This window comes from Paenibacillus caui (assembly GCF_019904135.1).
In the GTDB taxonomy this organism is placed as follows: Bacteria; Bacillota; Bacilli; order Paenibacillales; family Paenibacillaceae; genus Fontibacillus; species Fontibacillus caui.
Genome location: NZ_JAIOGQ010000024.1, coordinates 19954 through 33443, shown reverse-complemented (window position 1 = coordinate 33443; position 13490 = coordinate 19954). Strand labels below are relative to the sequence as shown.

Below are 13490 nucleotides of genomic sequence, written 5' to 3'. Positions count from 1 at the left end.
TTGAGACACCTTGAGCGTAATCAACAAGGCTGCCACTCGGGCATTCGAGGACAGCCTTGTTTGGAGTCGCTTGTTCTTTCGCTTGTGTATTGGCTCAGTGAAGCAGCTCCCGCTTTAGATAATAAGGCTGCTTACGGCAAAAGCAGTACCGATAAACACCAGGCAGAGCAAGGTTCCTACAGCCACATTGCCCTGCTTCAGGTGATCGGAAATTTTGAAGCCGGGGGTTACCCATTCGAAAATCCAGTAAGACACCACCAGGCAGGCGTACCCGACGGCGAACCACAGCATCATGAACCAGATGGAAGTATTCGTATAGGCCGCAACCCCCAGGATGATGGCCGTGGCCAGAAACTTCCCGCCCAGGGCCAGAGCTACCGCTGTATTCCCTTTCTTCAGCTCTTCCATGTCACGGTACGGAGTCATCCAGCTAAAGATGACCATGCCGAGCAGTTGAAGCAAAATAATGACAATCACACTTACCACGATATTAATCACTATCGTCAATTAGCCCACCCCCGAAATTTCGCATATGCCAAATCATAATCGGCGAAATCATGCACTTCCTCCAAAATGACATTTGCCGTTTTCTGTTTCTCCAGAGCCGAATACCGCTTGTCGTCGATAGGCTGTTTAATCCGGTTGCCGGAAGGAAGCTCAAGCACGGCAAAGTTTCTTGTTTTGCCTTTATACTCGGTTTTGTACACGCCGACCAGATTGGTCTCCGTTGTCACCCTGATCTTCAGATTGTTCAGATCTTTCTCGGCAGCCGCCTGATCGGGATAGGATTTAATCGTGCTCCAAGCCGATAACCGAATGTCGTTGCGCTGGTTTTCACCCGTGATCAGTTCAGCATCCATAAATTGAAGAGTCCAGATTTTGTCCCCTGTCGCATAATTCCCGTCGTTCGGCAGCAGCTCGTTGTCCGGCAGTACGGTCATGTCGCTTCCGATCAAGTCGCCCACCGTGCTCTCGATAATCCGGTAATCCCAGGGCACCCGCGCTGTAGACGATGTCGTCTCCGATTGTGTGTCCGTATGGAATACGCTGGTCGAATCTGCCCCACAACCGCTTAGAACGAGCAGGGCGAAACAGCCCAGCAGAATCAGCCGTGCGATTGCGCGGGCCGAAGCTTTCCTCGCAGCCAGGTCCGCGCCCGTTCTGCTTCCTTGGTTAACTTGCACTCATCTCACTCCCATTGCAATAAAATGACTGGTATTGCCTGTAATGAGACCGCCTGCTCGTCCCAGCAGCCCACAAGGCGTTCCATTGATGACAAACATGCCGGTCAGCAGGTGCAGCTCCCCTTCAGACGTATGGATCTTGGCGAGTTCCGCCCGTTTCTGGTAAACGCACGGAAACATGACGCTGCTGTCGAAGCCGTCCCGGTCTTCCATCTCCAGCTCGCCGTCCGCGCCGAACAGGCGTACGGACCCGCCCTCGCGTCCAAACATCGATTTGGATACGAAGTTTCCCGCAAATACGGGCTTATTGTACGTTGGCAGGATGTATTTGGCGATCGCTTCACGTTCTTCTTCGTCGAACAGAAGCCCCAGTTCATGAAGCCCCCATACAGCCGCTACGAGCCCTTTCGACTGCAGCAATATGCTGTGCGGCGGATTGAACAGGGCGAGGCGGCCGGTCTCGATGGCGTAGGCCAGAGCTTCGCCGCCATCGTCAACCGCCATCCATTCCTTCGGGTACAGCGCGAACATCCGCTGTATCGCACGGCCGTCCTTATCCTTCAATGTACCTTTGTCTACCCACAGATCCAGACAGTCGACGCAGCGAATCTCCAGATTGCTGTGCCGAACCAGCGCTTCAATCGTGCCGGAATCCTCCAGATGCGTTCCGTAGGCGACGCAGGCCGCCGTGTCCGGCCGTTCTTCCGACCAGGCCGCAGCGACAAGCTCCTTCATCCGCTCATTGGGGGAGGACAGGCCGGCTTGCTCGCACATCCACGGCGTGGCGATTGAGGCTTCCACATATCCCGTAGGCGTGTCCGCATTCAGCTCCAGCAGCTTGATCGAGCCGTCGTTCGCAACCGCAAAATCAAACCGGGCATACCGGCTGATGAAGCCGGACTCGGGCAGCGGACACTCATCCAGCATGCTCCACAGAATCTGGGGGACGCCAAGCAAACGGTACAGATCATGGTTACGATGAACATAGCGGGCCGCTTTATCCAGAATAGACCACAGCTGCGACGACGCGAGTTCAAGCTCCGCATACGTTTCCCTGCTCATCGCCACCGTCTGATCGATCCAGTAAGCTTCTTCCTCCAAATCAGCCCAGGTAAATCCCAGCTCATGCAGCTGCTTGACCCGGCTCGCCCGGTCCTGCTGAGGGTGTCCCAAAACTTCGAACACGCCTGCCGTCATCCTCCGAAACCGCCTTTGCTCGAGGAATAGCTTGACGATGATCTGGATATCGAGCCGCTGCTCGATTTGGAGCTTGAAGAACTAAGGCTGCTGGAATTGCCTCCGATGCCTCCGGCCTTTGATGAAGTGGACCGTCTGACAATCGTACCGGTTGAAGAAGTCGATGTTTTCGGGCGGACTGTAGAGCCCGCAACCGGCTTGTTCTGAAAAGACCCGCTGGAATAAGAGCGGGGCTGATACGGCGTTTTGGTGCCCGTATAATAACCGCGGTGCTCTTTGTGCCAGCTGGATGACGAATAGTTGGATCCGCTGTTGAACAGCAAGTGATACAAGAGCAGGTCATCCCATCCGAAGCCGGAGCCGCCGTAGCCATAGTTGTTAACCACCGTGGTTCCGCCAGAGCTCGTACTGCTAGGGTCTGAGACGGAACCAGAACCTCCTCCTTCCGTCCCTGCCTGTTCTCCCTGATCTTCTTCGTCTGATGCAGGGAGGGGGATGCTCCAGTCGACATTTTTATCAAAATACGCTTTAACCTCTTCCGTTGACCAAGCCACCAATTTCGGTTCATCTGCGCTATCGCTGCTCGTGGCCGATACCGCGGAACCCGGAACAAAAAAAGCATTCGCCAGCAGCGCGATGCCGAGCGAGGTCGACAGTACGCGAACAGGCTTGCCTTCCGGGGTAAATAATCTGGATTTCACGGATCGTTCAGGTTTTGCTTCTTCCTTAGACAAGACGGATACCTCCTTTACGGAACTTCTGCTATGCGCTCTGCATGGGAACGATCAGAAGTTCCAATGTGCCCTCATCCAAATTCAGTCTTCCTTCTACCGTTTCATACTCCTTGCCGCCGACGACGATATAGTTCACATGCTCCAGCGCTGACACCATGTTCGCGTCCCAAATGCGTTCTTCAATCTGACGCAATTCGCCGTCCGGCATTTTCTCAACTAATCTTACATTCATGCCATTTTCCAAAATCCCACCATCCTTTCCAAGTATAACGCTATTTTACTGATACGTATTTCGTTCCCGTTCGTTTCATACATGTTCCGGGACGGCCCCCCGGAAACTGCCGGGAATGACGGAAAGGCTTCCCGTCCAGCATACGATTGCCGGCCAAGAAACGCAATGAAAAAATACTGCCTTGAGGTCAAGAAAGCCCCCTCAATTTTCCAATTTCGGGTCGTTTGCAGACAGCAAAAATCCCCCCTGCACTAGCAGACAAGGAGGATTTACCCGGGAAGTCTGACGATCGTTATCAAGATCGCTGCTCTCCCAAGGGCTCCATCCCGAGCGCGCCCCGGATCGCTGTATCCACGGTACTCCGGAAGAAAGAGCTCCTCTCTTCCCATGGAAATTGAGGGTGAACAATGCGCAGCGATAAAGCTCCATGCAGGCAAGCCCACAACGTCTGCGCAATCAGCTCCGCCCGGCTTCCGTCTTTCCCCTCAGCATTCAAGCAGTCCCGCACCGTATCCACGAAAGCTTCATAAATCCGGATGGATACGGCATCTTCATCCATATATTCAAGCTGCCGGTCTTCACTAACCACGTTCCGGATCACCGCCAGCTGATAATAATCGGGATACTCCCATCCGAACTCCAGATAGGCCCACATCAGCCGTTCCAGCGTTTCCAGTGGACTTACGCCCCTTGCCGACCTGATTTGTTCAAATTTCTGCAGCAGAATGCTGTATTTATCAACAAACAGCCGCAGCAAAATGGCCTGTTTGTTCGGGAACAAGTTATAGATCACCGTCGTGGAATATTCGATCTCCTGAGCGATGTTGCGCATGGAGACTTGGGCGTAGCCTTTTTCCAGAAACAGATGTTCCGCCGCCTCAATAATCCGGTTCCGGATTTCCTCTTTCTCCCGTTCCTTTCTTTCCTGTATACCCATCCGGCTCTTCCTTTCGCTTTATCTTGGCATTGCAGCTCTGTCTCATTATGTGCTAGAATAACGATAAAATCAATAAAAACACTGTTATTATCAATAACTATGTTCCGAGAAGAGGGATCTCATGGTTAAAAAGATTGTGCTTGCCGGTCTCGCCGCCCTGATTGCGATAATGCTTGGGATTGCGGTTTTGATCTACCAATCGCCTCAAAGGAGCGAAATGCCGATGAACAGCAAGCTGCCCGTTTCCGAGGATTTGAAAAAGATCATCTATTACGGCTCGCTCGCCCCCAGCAGCCATAACGCCCAAATGTGGAAGGTCGGCATCCGCACAGATTCGGAGATCGCCATCCTCGTGGACCGGGACCGTCTGCTCCCGGAGGTTGATCCCGGGATGCGCGAAGCCTTCCTGTCCATCGGCGCTTTTATTGAGAACATCGTTCAGGCGGCAGACGCGCTCGGGTATGACACCAAAGTAACGCTAATGCCGGGGAATACCGGAAATGAAGTGGCCGGAATCGTATTCTCCCGTTCATCCGGGGGATCGGCATCAAGGCAATCATCGGCTCAGATTATTGACGCCATTAACATCAGACACACCATGAAGGAGCCGTTCCTGAAGCAGCCTCTGAAACCGGGTGATCTAAACGCGTTTGAATCGATTGATCCACATCAGATCACTTATTATCCGGCAGACAGCTCTTTGGGACGGTATATAACGAACGGCACTACAGATTCGATGGCCAAGCAGGTTCAGGATGACGGGAAGCAGCAGGAAATGGCGAACTGGACGCGAATCAGCACCCGCGAGGCAAAGAGCAGCCGGGACGGGATCACGCCGGAAATGATGGGGATATCGGGAGTGAGGAAGCTGTTCTTCAAAGCCTTTTTGACGCACAGTTCTTTAATCAGCGATTCCTATCGCAAACAGACGGTCGATTCGATTCGCCAGCAGGCCGAAAGCGCGGCAGGTTTTGTCGTGATCGGAAGTGAGGGCGACAGCCGGCAGGATTTGATCCAGACCGGGAGAATCTACGAGCGCCTGCTGCTGGCCGGCGCCGGCCGAAGAGTCGCGATTCACACCATGAGCTCCATGCTGGAGGAATCGCCCTGGAAAGATGAAGTAAAGGGAAAACTTGGGCTAAGCGGCGTTCCCCAGTTTGTTTTGCGGGTCGGTTATGTGAAGGATTACGGGAAGCCGACCAGCCTGCGGCGGCCTATCGACGAGTTTGCCTTCATGTTGAACTCCGGGGAGTAAGCGTATGAAACAGCCCCTTTGGCAAGAAGCCAAAAGGGGCTTTTTTGAAAGCTTAAGAATACGTTTCGTATCGCTTGAAGCAAGCGACTGCCGCAAAGAAAATAACGGCGATCAGGACAGCGGCCGAAACGAGCATAACCGGCAGGGAAGCGGATCCGGCGCCTTCCGTCAGCAGCTTGGCCGCCTGGCTTTGCGCATTGGACGGGCTCCATTTCATGAACCTCGGGAACAGGGAGCTGCAAAGGGACAGCGCTGCGATAAAGGCCAGGCTGATGCCGGCAATGCCGCCGCTTTTGCGCAGGAGGGTTCCCGCCCCCAGGGTGATGGTCATAGCAAATAAAATCCACAGGCTGTAGATGCCGAGGCTGGCCAAGATCCGCGTCCATGCCACCTGGTTGAACAGCAAGGCCGTGTAGTAGCAGGCCAGCAAATAGCTGGCGGCAAAGGAAGCGAGCAGCATCACGGCCTGCGCCGCCCATTTGCTGCCGATGTACTGCAGCGGGGACACCCGTCTGACCATGATCAGCGACAGCACCCCGCTGTTTCTCTCCGCCGCGATGCTTCCCATCACGCTGAGTACAACAATCGCTATCCCCAGGACGCCAAACTGCGACAGCGTTCCCGCCAGCACCTCTTCGCCCGTAGGGACAGGGATCTTGATCTCCGTCCCTGGCGGAAGATTGCCCGCCTTATTCATAATCTGCGGCATATAATAAAGGCTGATCGGCTGCAAAATGGCCAGGATGCACATGACAACCGGCAGCCAGACCAGCTTCTTGTCGCGCCAGGCCTCCACGAGCTCTTTTACAAATAACGTGCCAAAACTGTTCATGCGCCTATGACCTCCCTGTAGACATCCTCGAGCGAAGGGCTCTTCTCTTCAAATCGCTTGATCGTCATCCCGCTGTCTATGCATTCGGCCAGAAGACGGTTACGATCATCGGAGTGCGCCAATCTGATTTCTGCGTTCGAGGGAGAAAGCAGGGAGAACGACGCGACATAGTCCCTGGTGCCGATCCATCCTTCCAGACTCTCTGAAGTGGAAAGGATGAACGTCTCGTCCTGGTGGCTCTCCTTCAATGCGTCCAGCGGGCCCGACCAAAGGGCTCGCCCTTCCTTCATCATGACGATATCGTCGCAAACCTGCTCCGCATCATGCAGGACATGAGTCGAGTAGACAATCGTCCGGCTCCGCTTCAGCTCTTTCATCATCTCCAGCACATCCAGACGTCCGGACGGGTCAAGCGCCGAAACCGGCTCGTCGAGAATCAGCAGCTTCGGATCATGGAGCAGCGCCTGGGCGAGACCCAGCCTTTGCTTCATACCGCCGGAGAATCCTCCGATCCGCTTGCCTGCCGCATCCTTCAGACCGACGAAATGAAGCATTTCTTCACTTTTGTCCGCCAGCTCAGAGCGAGGCATCCGGGACAACCGGCCTGCAAACTGCAAAAATTCCCTCGCGGTCATCCACCGGAAGAAGGACGGATACTGCGGCAAATAACCGATCGAATGTTGTTCCATGAGCTGATCCATAAACGCGATCCTCCCTGAGGTCGGCTTCAGCAGACCCGCCAGCATTTGCAGAGTTGTCGTTTTGCCGGCTCCGTTCGGGCCGAGCAAAGCCACGCAGTGATTGGGCTCAATCCCCAATGTCAAACCGTTTACAACCGTGTGATTTTTATAACTTTTCGTTAATTGTTCTACTTCTAGCAGCATCCGGTCTCCTCCAAACCTGTCCAAAATCCCGGTCTCATCGCCGGTCTCTTTCCTGCCTTTTTCCAAATGCAAAATAAGCAACTGGCCCAAAAATACTGACAAAAATAATCACGAGCGCCCAGAGCCACTTGGGCCCGTTCGGGTTCTCTTCTTTCACCAGACTGACCAGTGCAACAATCATGAGCACAAGCTCCAGACCAACCAGCGGCACAATTATAGGCCATAACATAGACATTTCCATCAATGTCTCTCCCTATCTTTTTTTCCGTTTCTTCCGGTAAGGCAAGACTACAAAAAGGAAATAGAAGATTGTCGGAGTCGGAACATGGAGCAGGCCCCAGATCCCCCAAAACCAGGCATAAGCGCCTTTTTTCCTGGCATCGGTAAATAGAAAAATACTTTGCGCCAGAAGAAGTGGCGCCACACACACCACGATAATCGCCAGCTCCTGTTCCTTCGTCACTGTCTGGTCACCTCACCGCGGCTCCGTCTGCGCCTCCGCTCGGCCAGGTAAATGGCCGGTATAAACAGCAGCGCCAAGCTTTGAATCCATAAAAAGCCCCCTTCAAGCTTCAGGACCATAAGCGCATAGCTCCCTAGGATCAACAGGGCCGCCGCCACAAAAACGATCAATTCCCGCTTGGACGCTCTCGCCCGCGCCTCCTTGAATTGATTCAGTGTATGCAGCAGCTGACGGGCTTCCGGCACTTGGGGCGTATCCAGCTCTTCCAGTTTCTCAAGGTCCCGGGTAAAGCGCTGCAACCATTCCTTTTCATCACGCTCTGTCATCACGAAACTCCTCCCGAATCTGTTTTAGGCCGTTATGAACACGGGTTTTGACCGTTCCTTCCTTCAGATCAAGCATGCCGGCGATTTCCGAATAGGTAAATCCATAGTAGTGCCGCAGCAGGATGGGCGTTCGCACACCCGGGGCAAGACGCGCGAACAGCTCCAGATTTTCCGTCCACTCCTGCCCGCTTGCCATCAGATTCCATCTGGCCTTGCGCAGCGTATCTTCTGCGGCCATCCGAACTTTCTCCCGATCCCTCCTGCCCTTCCGCTTGACATCGATAAACAGGCGGGAAGCAATCGAAATCAGCCATGTGGAGAATTTGGATTTGCCTTCAAAATGCTGCAGATGGGTATAGGCCTTCAGCATGGTCTCCTGAACAAGATCCTCGGCCAGCTCCGGTTGGAGGGTCAGCTTGATCAAATAGCGATATAAAAATGTGTAATGAGCCTGAAACAGCTTCGCAAAAGCCTCATCGCTGCCGCGAACCGCTTCGCTGATCAGCCTGCTGTCTTCGTCCTGCTCCAACGGGCTCCCCCTCTTTCGCGTTCCTTTTCACTAGATACGACGTCAGTTTTGCCGCAATCGTTCATTGATATTTTAAATAATTTCCGCTTGGGAAGGCTGATGCCTGCCGAAATTGTAAAAAAACATGGGCGTTTGACATCATCATTTGCATTTGCTATAGTTCTACAATGAAATAGTTCGATGTTCGAATTATAAAAAAGAAAAGGAAGGTGTTTCCGAAATTGGCTGAGCAGCGGAACGTCAAGGAGCTCATTGACCGGTATCTGAACGCTTCATTTATCGTGAACAAGCGTTTCTCAACCGGACTCAGAGAGCATCTTAAAGATGATTTGACCGTCGAGCAGTATACGGCGCTGCAGATCGTCGGGAGACGGGGCAAATGCACCCCGACTGAACTCGCCGATGTTTTTTGCGTCGGGAAGAGCACGATCACGTCATTAATCAACAGGCTCGTGCAGCGGGGATTGATGGAAAGAACCGGGGACGAGAAGGACCGGAGGGTCATTTACCTGTCGATAACGCCGGAGGGCAGAAAGGTGTTTCAGGTTGCGGATGAACAGATCGAGCGGATCCTGGAACCGTATTTGAGCCATTTTGATGAGGCTGAAATCCAGCAGTTCCTGACATCCTTTGAAAAGCTGGCCCAATTAATGCAGGATATCGAATGAATTGGTGAATGAAACTGGAGAGCGCCCCGTACACCTGAGTTTTTTGCCGATAATCTAGCTCAAGCTCCAGTTCATTCTGCATCGCAGGAGGAGAGAAGAGAGAATGAGAACCATACTGAAGGCAAGATGGGCCATTATGGCTCTATGGATTGTATTGGCAGCCGTGCTGATCATGACAGCCCCGGCCATGAGCGATCTGATCAGAGAGAAAGGGCAGATCTCGGTACCGGACGGGTACTCGTCGACCGAGGCGACTGCCATTATGGATGAAGTAGCCAAAACCGAGGGCAAGAAAGAGGGCACCGCTGTTGCCCTTGTCTTTTACAAGGATACGGGCTTGACGGATGCCGACAAGCAGGAAGTGCGGCAGGCAATAGGGAAGCTGAACGACAGCAAGGAATCGCTGGGGGTCGAATCCGTCCTGGATCCCTTCTCCCGCCCCGAGCTGGAAGACAAGATGATCTCCAAGAACGGCAAAACGATTCTTGCTGCACTGACCGCTCTCCAAGGCGACCGTTCCGTCCATCAGATGAAGGAAGACCTGATGCAGGCCCTGGACGGTACGAGCGTCCAGCACTATTTGACCGGCCAGCAGTTGATCGAAGAGGATACCGTCGCCAGCTCGGAGGCGGGACTTAAGAAAACCGAAATGATTACGGTTGTTTTTATATTGGTCATTCTGTTTATCGTGTTCCGCTCCTTCGTGGCCCCGTTCGTACCGCTGCTTACGGTGGGCATCAGCTATATCGTGTCGCAGCAAATCGTAGCCTTTCTGGTGGATCGCGTAGATTTTCCGATTTCGACCTTTACGCAGACCTTTATGGTAGCGGTCATGTTCGGGATCGGCACGGACTACTGTATTTTGCTCATCAGCCGCTTTAAAGAGGAGCTCAGCCATACCGAAGACAAATGGGAAGCTATTATCCAAACGTATCGTACGGCGGGCAAAACGGTCTTCTTCTCCTCCCTGGCCGTCCTCGTCGGATTTGTGGCCATCGGATTTTCGCAATTCACGCTGTATCGTTCGGCTGTAGCGGTAGCGGTCGGCATCGCGGTGATGGTGGCTGCGCTGTTCACCATCGTGCCTTTCTTCATGGCTGTGCTTGGCAAGAGAATGTTCTGGCCGGTCAAGGGTTCGCTGCAGCACAAGGAGAGCAAAACCTGGAGCGCGTTCGGCTCCTTCTCCCTGAAACGCCCGCTGCTGGCGCTGATCATCGTAGCCGTTATCTCCGTTCCGTTCCTTGCGACTTATGACGGCGACTTGTCCTTCAACAGTCTGGATGAGATTGGGGACAGCTATGATTCCGTCAAGGCGTTTAACCTGATCTCGGACAATTTTGGTCCGGGCGAATCGCTCCCGGGCAAAATCGTCATTAAAAATGACGAAAAGATGGACAACACGGCCTATATGGCCCTGACCGAAAAAATCAGCCGGGAGGTGGCCCAGGTTGACGGAGTGGCCAGCGTCCGCAGTCTGACGCGCCCGACAGGCGCCACGATCAAGGATTTTGAGGTGCCGCAGCAGGCCGGGACGCTCTCGGAAGGAATCACCCAAGGCAATGAAGGGCTGGACAAAATTTCAAGCGGTTTGTCGGATGCGAGCAACAAGCTCAGCACCAATCAATCGAAGCTGAAGGAAGCCGCTGACAGCGCCGGGAAATTAACGGATGGCACCCATCAACTAAAGGATGGCGTCTCCCGGCTCGCAGGCGGCCTCAAGCAAATTGAGCAGGGAATCCAAAGCGGCGCTTCCGGTGCGGGCGACCTCAGAAAAGGGCTGCAGCAGGCTAAAGACAGCGCGGGCAAGCTTGCGGATGCGAGCAGCCAGTTGCTTGCCGCCTACCAGGAAATTGGCAACGGTTTGAACGCACTCCCGCCAAGCCTTGAACAGGTTCAGCAGCAGCTCGGCGCCGCTTCGGGCGGGCTGACGGGCCTTGGCAGTTCTTTCACGAATCTGGAAGGGAAATATCCGGCGCTGCAGCAGGATCGCGATTACCTGACGATTAAAGGAACCGTATCCGAAACCGGCAAGGGCATGACGCAGCTGGCGGAAGGCCTGAAGCAGATGGAGGCCCAGGTAAGCCAGGCGGCAGCCGGGATGCAGCAGGCCAATGCAGGCTACGCCCAGGCGGCCGCAGGACAAAAGCAGCTGGCGAGCGGCCTCCAAAAGCTGGAGAGCGGGATTACTAGCCTGGAGCAAGGGCTGAAGAAGGCCGCTTCCGGCCAAGGGCAGGCTGTGGCGAAGATTCCGTCCATCGAGGAGGGCCTCGGGCAGTTGGCGGGCGGACAGGAGCAGATTCAACAGGGCTTCGAGCAATTGTCCGGACAAATTACACAACTGACCGATGGACTTGATCAAAGTGTGGACGGTATTAATAAGGTATCAGACGGACTTGGGTCTGCCCAGGATTATCTGAACCAGCTGCAGTCCAGTTCGAACAGCGAACTCGCCGGCTTTTACGTGCCGCAGGAAGCGCTGAACAACAAGGACTTCCAGCAGGTGTTCGACACCTACTTGTCCAAAGACCGCAAAGTGATGACCCTGGATGTGGTCTTCTCGGATAATCCATACGGCATCAAGGCGATCAACCATGTGGGCGATATCGAAGATGCGATTAAGCGGGCCGTACAGGGAACCGAGCTGGAACAGGCGAATATTGCGATCAGCGGGGTTTCAAGCAGCTATAACGACCTGCAAAACATTTCGAACAGAGACTATACGAAAACCGTTACGTTCATGCTGGCAGGCACGTTCATTATTCTCGTACTGCTGCTGCGCTCCATCATCATGCCGCTCTACCTGATTTTGTCGCTCCTGCTGGCCTATTTCTCGGCCATGGGTGTGACGGAAGTGGTGTTTGTGGACTTGCTGAGCTACTCCGGCATCACCTGGGTGACTCCGTTCTTCGGCTTCGTGATGCTGATTGCTCTGGGCGTGGACTACAGCATCTTCCTGATGGACCGCTTCAATGAACACAAAGACTGGGATGTCCGGGATGCACTGCTGTATGCGATGAAAAATATGGGCAGCGTCATTCTGTCCGCCGCTATCATTCTAAGCGGCACGTTCGCGGCGATGTATCCATCCGGCGTGCTGTCGATGATGCAAATCGCTACGGTGGTGCTCAGCGGATTGGCGTTATATGCGCTGCTGTTCCTGCCGTTCTTTATACCGGTTATGGTGCGGACCTTCGGCAAAGCCAATTGGTGGCCGTTTGTCACGGTGAACCGTTCGGAACCGCAGGACCGATCCATCAGCGGCTAATAAGCCGCGCTTCAAATGCCCCGAGGTGTGGAAACCCCGGGGCATTTTTCTTTATTTTAGCGTCTCATCATTAAAGACTGATGACTTGTAACCGGGCTTTGCTTCCTGAACTGCCGGATAAACACCAGCATCATGAGCAGACCAAAGATCAGGCCGAGCACGCCTTCCCCGTTAATGAGCACCAGATTTCCTTCGATAATCCCCTGTTTATTCGTGTAAATATCGCCCAGCACCGTTGTATTGACCACATTCCATACGGAATGGAGAAACAGCACGGGGATGATATTTCCCGACAAGTAATAACAATAGGAGAAAGGAAAGGTGATGGTAAATACAGCACAGGCCTGAATCAGGCAAAGCAATACCGGATGGCCGATTCCGGTCGCCTTCGCCAGCAGGTAGACTGCCGGTGCATGGTACGCCGCCCAAATGACGCCCAGCACAGCCGTGGCCTTAAGCTTCCCGAACCGTTCGGTCAATTCAGGAAGTAGATATCCCCGCCATCCATACTCTTCCCCGAGTACGTTAAACAGGTTAACCGCAATCGTGATGACCAGCGTGATGATCGCTTTAAGGTCAAATTCATAGCCGGTGTTGACACTTGCGCGGCCAACGGCGAGCGAAAATAAAGCACAGCATACAATAAACACGAGCGGGTACAGGATGCCGAACATAAGGGCTTTGGCATTCATTCTGCTTCTAAAGCCTGTCTGGCCGTTATGCCGGATTTTATTGAATACTATGGCAGTAATGGCAGGAACAAACATGACGACTGCAAAATAAGTAGTGCCCACGCCCGGTTTGATGAACAACATGCCGGTGATCAGCCAAGTGACCAGGAGCACCGAGGCGGCATAGAGGAACGGGTTATTTTTGTCAAAGAAACTTTTCTTCATTTTCAGCAAACTCTCCTGTTTCGTATTTGATAGCCCTCATTGTATGGATTTTTGAATGCGGCGGAAAGAAACTTTAGTCATCCTGAGG

The 13490-nt window shown here is 53.6% G+C and carries 16 protein-coding genes; 3 read left to right on the top strand and 13 right to left on the bottom strand.

Annotation, left to right across the window (positions count from 1 at the left end; all coding sequences use genetic code 11):
- Positions 1–114 precede the first annotated feature (114 nt).
- The 6 genes from K7397_RS14670 to K7397_RS14645 all read right to left on the bottom strand — a co-directional run bounded on the left by K7397_RS14670 (position 115) and on the right by K7397_RS14645 (position 4284).
- Entirely contained in the window at positions 115–507 is a 393-nt protein-coding gene (locus tag K7397_RS14670; protein WP_223068690.1) for a DUF350 domain-containing protein, read from the bottom strand.
- A complete protein-coding gene (locus tag K7397_RS14665; protein ID WP_420488787.1) occupies positions 504–1184 on the bottom strand; it encodes a signal peptide protein in 681 nt (226 codons plus the stop codon). The genes K7397_RS14670 and K7397_RS14665 overlap by 4 nt, the downstream gene beginning before the upstream one ends.
- Positions 1185–2381 (bottom strand): glutathionylspermidine synthase family protein, encoded by a 1197-nt coding sequence (locus tag K7397_RS14660; protein ID WP_223068689.1) that lies wholly within the window; start codon positions 2379–2381, stop codon positions 1185–1187.
- Positions 2378–3115 carry a hypothetical protein gene (locus tag K7397_RS14655; protein ID WP_223068688.1) on the bottom strand — a complete coding sequence of 246 codons (738 nt, stop codon included), beginning with the start codon at positions 3113–3115 and terminating at the stop codon, positions 2378–2380. The genes K7397_RS14660 and K7397_RS14655 overlap by 4 nt, the downstream gene beginning before the upstream one ends.
- Before the next feature lie 28 nt (positions 3116–3143).
- The gene (locus K7397_RS14650) at positions 3144–3359 is read right to left on the bottom strand and encodes a hypothetical protein (RefSeq protein ID WP_223068687.1); all 216 of its coding nucleotides are present in this window, start codon (positions 3357–3359) and stop codon (positions 3144–3146) included.
- Positions 3360–3642: 283 nt separating this feature from the next.
- Positions 3643–4284, bottom strand: coding sequence for a TetR/AcrR family transcriptional regulator (locus K7397_RS14645; RefSeq protein ID WP_223068686.1), 642 nt, complete (start codon positions 4282–4284; stop codon positions 3643–3645).
- Positions 4285–4405: 121 nt separating this feature from the next.
- Here K7397_RS14645 and K7397_RS14640 point away from each other — a divergent pair, with 121 nt between their 5' ends.
- On the top strand, positions 4406–5539 hold the full coding sequence (locus K7397_RS14640) for a nitroreductase family protein (RefSeq protein ID WP_223068685.1): 1134 nt from the start codon (positions 4406–4408) through the stop codon (positions 5537–5539).
- 52 nt (positions 5540–5591) lie between these two features.
- Here the strand turns inward: K7397_RS14640 and K7397_RS14635 are convergent, their stop codons facing one another.
- From K7397_RS14635 to sigY, 6 genes are read right to left on the bottom strand one after another with little or no spacing between them, the layout of a single operon-like run.
- Complete coding sequence (locus K7397_RS14635; RefSeq protein WP_223068684.1) at positions 5592–6371, bottom strand: ABC transporter permease; 780 nt, start codon at positions 6369–6371, stop codon at positions 5592–5594.
- Positions 6368–7252 (bottom strand): ABC transporter ATP-binding protein, encoded by an 885-nt coding sequence (locus K7397_RS14630; protein WP_223068738.1) that lies wholly within the window; start codon positions 7250–7252, stop codon positions 6368–6370. Before K7397_RS14630 ends, K7397_RS14635 begins: the two co-directional genes overlap by 4 nt.
- Positions 7253–7289: 37 nt before the next feature.
- The gene (locus K7397_RS14625) at positions 7290–7490 is read right to left on the bottom strand and encodes a PLD nuclease N-terminal domain-containing protein (protein WP_237690939.1); all 201 of its coding nucleotides are present in this window, start codon (positions 7488–7490) and stop codon (positions 7290–7292) included.
- 18 nt (positions 7491–7508) lie between these two features.
- Complete coding sequence (locus tag K7397_RS14620) at positions 7509–7718, bottom strand: transcriptional regulator (RefSeq protein ID WP_337926737.1); 210 nt, start codon at positions 7716–7718, stop codon at positions 7509–7511.
- Complete coding sequence (locus tag K7397_RS14615) at positions 7715–8044, bottom strand: DUF5345 family protein (protein ID WP_223068682.1); 330 nt, start codon at positions 8042–8044, stop codon at positions 7715–7717. The genes K7397_RS14620 and K7397_RS14615 overlap by 4 nt, the downstream gene beginning before the upstream one ends.
- On the bottom strand, positions 8031–8573 hold the full coding sequence (gene sigY, locus K7397_RS14610; RefSeq protein ID WP_223068681.1) for an RNA polymerase sigma factor SigY: 543 nt from the start codon (positions 8571–8573) through the stop codon (positions 8031–8033). Before sigY ends, K7397_RS14615 begins: the two co-directional genes overlap by 14 nt.
- Positions 8574–8794: 221 nt before the next feature.
- On the opposite strand from sigY, the gene K7397_RS14605 reads away from it, so the two are divergent.
- Together K7397_RS14605 and K7397_RS14600 are read left to right on the top strand one after the other, a co-directional pair.
- Positions 8795–9241, top strand: coding sequence for a MarR family winged helix-turn-helix transcriptional regulator (locus tag K7397_RS14605; protein ID WP_223068680.1), 447 nt, complete (start codon positions 8795–8797; stop codon positions 9239–9241).
- Positions 9242–9344: 103 nt separating this feature from the next.
- The gene (locus K7397_RS14600; protein WP_223068679.1) at positions 9345–12506 is read left to right on the top strand and encodes an MMPL family transporter; all 3162 of its coding nucleotides are present in this window, start codon (positions 9345–9347) and stop codon (positions 12504–12506) included.
- 56 nt (positions 12507–12562) lie between these two features.
- Here the strand turns inward: K7397_RS14600 and K7397_RS14595 are convergent, their stop codons facing one another.
- A complete protein-coding gene (locus K7397_RS14595) occupies positions 12563–13402 on the bottom strand; it encodes a CPBP family intramembrane glutamic endopeptidase (RefSeq protein ID WP_223068678.1) in 840 nt (279 codons plus the stop codon).
- Positions 13403–13490 lie beyond the last annotated feature (88 nt).

What these genes read in the sequence shown, in the direction of transcription:
- K7397_RS14595 (WP_223068678.1), bottom strand. Translation starts at nt 13,402, where the DNA reads ATGAAGAAAAGTTTCTTTGACAAAAATAACCCGTTCCTCTATGCCGCC.
- K7397_RS14625 (WP_237690939.1), bottom strand. Translation starts at nt 7,490, where the DNA reads ATGTCTATGTTATGGCCTATAATTGTGCCGCTGGTTGGTCTGGAGCTT.
- K7397_RS14640 (WP_223068685.1), top strand. Translation starts at nt 4,406, where the DNA reads ATGGTTAAAAAGATTGTGCTTGCCGGTCTCGCCGCCCTGATTGCGATA.
- K7397_RS14615 (WP_223068682.1), bottom strand. Translation starts at nt 8,044, where the DNA reads ATGACAGAGCGTGATGAAAAGGAATGGTTGCAGCGCTTTACCCGGGAC.
- K7397_RS14635 (WP_223068684.1), bottom strand. Translation starts at nt 6,371, where the DNA reads ATGAACAGTTTTGGCACGTTATTTGTAAAAGAGCTCGTGGAGGCCTGG.
- K7397_RS14600 (WP_223068679.1), top strand. Translation starts at nt 9,345, where the DNA reads ATGAGAACCATACTGAAGGCAAGATGGGCCATTATGGCTCTATGGATT.
- K7397_RS14660 (WP_223068689.1), bottom strand. Translation starts at nt 2,381, where the DNA reads ATGACGGCAGGCGTGTTCGAAGTTTTGGGACACCCTCAGCAGGACCGG.
- K7397_RS14645 (WP_223068686.1), bottom strand. Translation starts at nt 4,284, where the DNA reads ATGGGTATACAGGAAAGAAAGGAACGGGAGAAAGAGGAAATCCGGAAC.